The organism is Candidatus Binatia bacterium (assembly GCA_035631035.1).
In the GTDB taxonomy this organism is placed as follows: Bacteria; Eisenbacteria; RBG-16-71-46; order SZUA-252; family SZUA-252; genus DASQJL01.
Window position 1 is genome coordinate 1 of the sequence record DASQJL010000009.1, and the last position, 1733, is coordinate 1733.

1 protein-coding gene and 1 pseudogene are annotated in these 1733 nt (G+C 67.0%); both read left to right on the forward strand.

The features are described from left to right. A pseudogene (locus tag VE326_00895) lies at positions 1–594 on the forward strand (IS630 family transposase). 102 nt (positions 595–696) lie between these two features. Further along, the coding region (locus tag VE326_00900) for a transposase (protein HYJ31752.1) at positions 697–1733 on the forward strand (1037 nt) is incomplete at its 3' end.

Here is a 1733-nt window from a genome sequence, read left to right on the forward strand (position 1 = left end):
TTACAACGAGTCGGGACTGGAGGGCTTAGCCGATCGGCCGCGCCGTAATGGCCCGCAGCCGCGGCTGTCGGCCGAGCAACAGGCCCAGGTGGCGGAATGGGTCGAGCAAGGGCCAGACCTTGAGCGGGACGGTGTGGTCCGCGGGCGCTGCGTCGATCTGCAGCGGCGGATCATGAAGGAGTTTGCCGTATCCTTGCACGAGCGCACGGTCGGCAAGCTGTTGCGCAAGCTGTCGTTCCGGCGGCTATCGGTGCGCCCGCAGCACCCGCAAACCAAGCCCGAGGAACAAGCGGTTTTCAGGGCAGCTTTGCCGATCTCATGACCGCCGCGCTGCCGCCCGAGGCGGCCGGCAAACCGGTGGAAGTATGGTTCACCGATGAAGCGCGTGTCGGGCAGCAAGGGACACTGACCCGGGTGTGGGCGAAGCGTGGCTCACGTCCCCGAGCCCCGCGCGACCGACGCTACGAGTGGGCCTATCTGTTTGGCGCGATCTGCCCGGAGCGCCGCACCGGTGCTGCCATCATCATGCCGGAAGTGAATATCGAGGCCATGAACGAGCACCTGGCCGAAATCAGCCGGCGCGTCTCGGTCGGTGCGATCGCATTGGTATCTGCTCATCCCCCATTGTGAGCGCGGGTTGGGATGCGCGACACGGCGCCATTGACGTGACCACGGGGGCCACGATTCAAGCTTTGGGTGACCCAGCTCCCCGACCTCAGTCGCCTGTCGCACGACGAGAAGGATGCCCTGATCCTGGCGCTGTGGGCGCAGGTTCAGTTGCTGACGGCGCGCGTGGCTGAGCTTGAAGCGAAGCTTGGCGTGCCACCGAAGACGCCGGACAATTCCAGCGTGCCGCCCTCGAAAGGGCACAAGCCGAACCAGGCGAAGAAGGCCAAGCGCAGTGGTCCGCGCCAGGGCAGCCTCGGTCGCACGGGCGGCGGACGGGCATTGGCCGCGAACCCGGACGAAGTGGTCACGGCGAAGCCGGTCCGGTGCGCGCATTGCCAAGCGGCCCTCGGCGCGACCGACCAGACGCTGCACGGCCGCTATGACAAGATCGAGTTGCCGAAGGTCGCCCCCGTGGTGACGCGAGTGGAGCACTACGCCGGGCAATGCCCCTCCTGCGGCGGCATCACGCTCGCGCCGTTGCCAGAGGGGCTGGAGCCAGGCACGCCGTTCAGCCTCAACATCGTGGCGCTGGCGATGTATCTGCGCTTCGTGCATGCCGTCAGCTACCGGCGACTGAGCCGTCTGCTGATCGAGCTGTTTGGCCTCGCCATCAGCGAGGGCGCGCTCGATGCCGCCTTTCGTCGGGGCAAGCCGGAGTTCGATGCCGATGTGGCCAATATCCTGGCCCGGTTGCGTCGCGCGCGCGTCATCTGCTCGGATGAAACCACCGTGCGTATCGACGGCCGCACCTGTTGGAACTGGGTGTTCCAGAACGACGAGGTGGTGATCCACGTGGTCCGCAAGAGTCGCGGCGCTTGTGTCGTCGCCGAGGTGCTGGGCGGACACCGTCCGGCGATCTGGGTTTCCGATCTCTACAGCGCCCAGCAAGGACATGCGGCGGACTGGCAGGTCTGCCTGGCTCACCAGCTGCGCGATTGCCAGTTCGCCATCGAGGCCGGGGATGCCGTCTTCGCCCCGCGGATGAAGGCGCTGCTGCTGCGCGCCGTGGTGATTGCCCGGCGCCGCGGCGATTTGGCCGAGAGCACACGGCGCGAATACCGCAG